This window comes from uncultured Campylobacter sp., from assembly GCF_938045625.1.
In the GTDB taxonomy this organism is placed as follows: domain Bacteria; phylum Campylobacterota; class Campylobacteria; order Campylobacterales; family Campylobacteraceae; genus Campylobacter_A.
Genome location: NZ_CALIAV010000058.1, coordinates 1 through 1,428, shown reverse-complemented (window position 1 = coordinate 1,428; position 1,428 = coordinate 1). Strand labels below are relative to the sequence as shown.

Genomic DNA, 1,428 nt, shown 5'->3' with positions numbered 1-1,428 from the left:
GCAGGTCTGCTGCCCTCTCATTGATTTTATTTCACAAGCTTCTTTGTCTAAATTTTATATTTTGGACCAGCTTAACTACAAATTTGATCTAAATTTTGCATTTTTTATAAAATTTGCAGAAATAGGCAATGATTTTGTAGGATCGTTCTACCGCCTATTTTCTAAAACTGTTATAATCATTTCAGTTTAAAAATCAAAATTACAAGGAGCAAAAATGCAGTATTTAATCTTAAACGACGGCAACAAAATGCCGATTTTAGGCTACGGAGTCTATCAGGTGGAGCCTGCGGAGGCTCAAAGGTGCGTTGAGGATGCGATTGGCGTGGGTTACCGTCTCATCGACACCGCGCAGGCTTATCGCAACGAAGAGGGCGTTGGCGCGGCGGTTAAAGCGGCAATAGCGGGCGGCGTGGATCGCGAGATGACCGTCCGCTTCCCTTAAGTCTGCAGCGCTTGCGGTGAGAGGATAACGGCAATAGATGAAAATTTTAGAATTCTTTTGACGATTCTATGTGCTTTAAATTTCAACATGGCAAAGGAGCAAACGATGGCAAATTTTAATAAACTTTCGCATGCGACAAAGCTAAACGGGGCGCTTAGCCACAAACAGCTAGCGCTCGTCAGCATTGCGGCTTACACGGCGGCAGGCGATGCGAGTAAGCTAAAAGGTGCGCTAGAAAATGCCCTAAAAGCGGGGCTTAGCGTGAGCGAGATAAGGGAGGCGTTATCGCATCAGAGCGCCTACATCGGCTTTCCGAGGGGGCTAAACGGACTCATAGCCTTTAATGAACTCCTAAAACAGCGCGAGGCGGTCGGTATCAAAGACGGAGCGGGCAAGGACGCGAGCTCGGTTGCTCTGGACAGCGATTTTTACGAGCTTGGCGAGCAGACGCAAAAATATATCTTCGGGCGCGATTATTCGGGCACGGTGCTTTTTGACGCGCCTGCGGTCGATTACGGACTGAAGGCTTATCTTTTCGGCTATCTTTTTAGCAGGGATAATCTAGGCTTTTTAGAGCGCGAGATCATCACCGTATCGACGTTAGCAGCGCTAGATAATGTAAATATGCAACTAAAATCGCACCTGGGCGGTGCCAGAAATTTAGGCGTTACGGACGAGCAGTTCGAGAGAATTTTTAAAATTTTGAGTGAATGTATTGGCGAGACAAAGGTACAAAACGCAAGAGATTTCCTAAAAAGCCTTTAGCGGACTCTTTTATGCGGTGTTTTGTCTTATGACGCCTCGCCTTGAAATTTAACGGCCAAATTTTGGCAAGAACAGACGAGATAAAAGAAAGGAAAATAAAATGAAAGAACTAAGTAAAATAATGGCTACGGCGCTTGCTATGTGTTCATTCGCGACGAACCAAAGCGCGGCGGAAAATATCAAATTTGAGCCGCAAAAGACGCTCGTAGTCTATTTCTCCG

Annotated in this window: 2 protein-coding genes; both read left to right on the top strand. The window is 45.6% G+C overall.

Annotated elements, in window-relative coordinates:
* Positions 1-214 precede the first annotated feature (214 nt).
* Positions 215-442 carry an aldo/keto reductase gene (locus Q0386_RS06060; protein WP_297962499.1) on the top strand — a complete coding sequence of 76 codons (228 nt, stop codon included), beginning with the start codon at positions 215-217 and terminating at the stop codon, positions 440-442.
* A gap of 105 nt (positions 443-547) precedes the next feature.
* On the top strand, positions 548-1,207 hold the full coding sequence (locus Q0386_RS06055; protein WP_297962501.1) for a carboxymuconolactone decarboxylase family protein: 660 nt from the start codon (positions 548-550) through the stop codon (positions 1,205-1,207).
* Positions 1,208-1,428: the final 221 nt, after the last annotated feature.